Annotated in this window: 2 protein-coding genes; both read right to left on the bottom strand. The window is 46.6% G+C overall.

The genetic code is table 11. The annotated features are described in order from the left end of the window. On the bottom strand, positions 1-735 hold a 735-nt coding region (locus B7X71_RS16720), incomplete at its 3' end, for a secretin and TonB N-terminal domain-containing protein (RefSeq protein WP_293601565.1). 5 nt (positions 736-740) lie between these two features. After that, positions 741-1,421, bottom strand: coding sequence for a hypothetical protein (locus B7X71_RS16715; protein WP_293598600.1), 681 nt, complete (start codon positions 1,419-1,421; stop codon positions 741-743). Positions 1,422-1,537: the final 116 nt, after the last annotated feature.

The raw sequence follows: 1,537 nt of genomic DNA, 5'->3' as shown, positions 1-1,537 counted from the left end.
AAGCTCGGTTCCTTGCTCAATTGTGGCTTTAACTTGGTCGCCAGTCATGATGCGGGGGTTAGACAAAATCTTGCCTTGACCATCGGATTCCAGAGCTGAGAGCTCTATTTGCAGAAGGCGGGCTGCATTCTTGGAAACCAAAGTTGCAGCCAATGTGGCCGGGTTAAAGCCAGCTAAGCCAGCCCCTCCTAGATCGAGATTGGCGTTGGCATTTTGGTCTGGGTGACCACCAATACCATTAGCCTGATACCCCAACTTCACTCCAAGTTCGCGGGCAAAGCGCTGATCAGCCTCAACAATGCGAGCTTCTATGAGAATTTGCCGAGGGCTATTAATGTGATCGCCTCCAAAAGGTAGGGCGGCGTCTTCCCGTCGATACTTTTGGAAACTTTGAATTTCTGCATGAGGGCCAATCCAGTAAATATCTCCATTTCGAACGAGTCTCAAGCCTCGGCTTGCAAGAATGGAATGGAGGGCGGTTTGCCAAGGGGTGTCCTTAAGATCAACTGAAATCTTGCCCTGAATGGATTCGCTGAGGAGAAAGTTGGTATCCCCCATTTTGGCTAAAACCTGCAATAACTCGGTCAATTCAATTTGGCTAAATTGCAGGCTAATGCGACTATCTTTGCGGTACACCGATGAGTTTGCTTCGGGGTGGCTTCCGAGGGCTGGATTCAAATAAACAGCCATCAATAAGAGTAGAAAGTTGGCGAGGGTTTTTAATGGGATTTTCAATAGGGTTACTCTGATTGGGTCGACTTAAAAGTGATGGATTTCCCTTTCGGGTGAGTCAAAACAGCTAGCTCTTTTTCGGATTGGGTTAGGCGCCATTCCCCCAGAACTGTATCCCCCTTGACCACCATTTTTGTGGAATTGCCGGTATGGAAAAAGGCTTGCTCCGCTGTCCCCATACGGGTGATGCCTAAATATCGCCAGCGACGAAGTTCAGCCTCATGCGGAATCACTACCGGTTTACTTTGAGTGCTCTGAGTTGGCGTTTTTATCTCAATTGAGTGAATACTTACTTCTATTTCTTCTATTGCCTGGTATAGATTCTCTTTCTCAGATGCCCATTCGTTTTGCGAGAGTTCAAATTCTTCTTTGAGTGCCAATAGTTGGTTTTCTAGGGTTCTTATCTCAAGTTCGTTCCCAGATTGATTGCCATCAAAATAAAAAAAGAGGCATCCCCCGCAGAGCAATAGGATGCTGCCAACGATCCAAGGTGAACTGAAAGTCAGGCCCTTTAGTTCAAAGGATTTAGCAGAAAAAGCAGACTTGGGAGTTTTGTTTTGGGGTGTTGCATCAACTCTGGGAGGGCAGGATGTTTTGCGAATGCCATGGGGGTCTGGAATGGCAGGGTCGTCTCCGAGCTCACTCAGAATATCGTCAAAAGATTGGGGGGAAATATGGCGTGGAGGCATGCCATATTGTTTGCCCTGAGAATAGTAAAAACGATCGGTATAAGCAGAATTGGCTGTCAGAAAAAACTGCTAAAAAATATTTAAAACAAGGGTTTTGGAGCTTTCGGGGAAAATGC

It is taken from the genome of Polynucleobacter sp. 39-46-10 (assembly GCF_002282275.1).
The sequence above is the reverse complement of the archived record's forward strand: the minus strand, read 5'-3'. Positions and strand labels throughout refer to the sequence as shown.

Bases quoted from the DNA above. Each gene is read 5' to 3' on its own strand.
- B7X71_RS16715 (WP_293598600.1), bottom strand. From the start codon at position 1,421: ATGCCTCCACGCCATATTTCCCCCCAATCTTTTGACGATATTCTGAGT.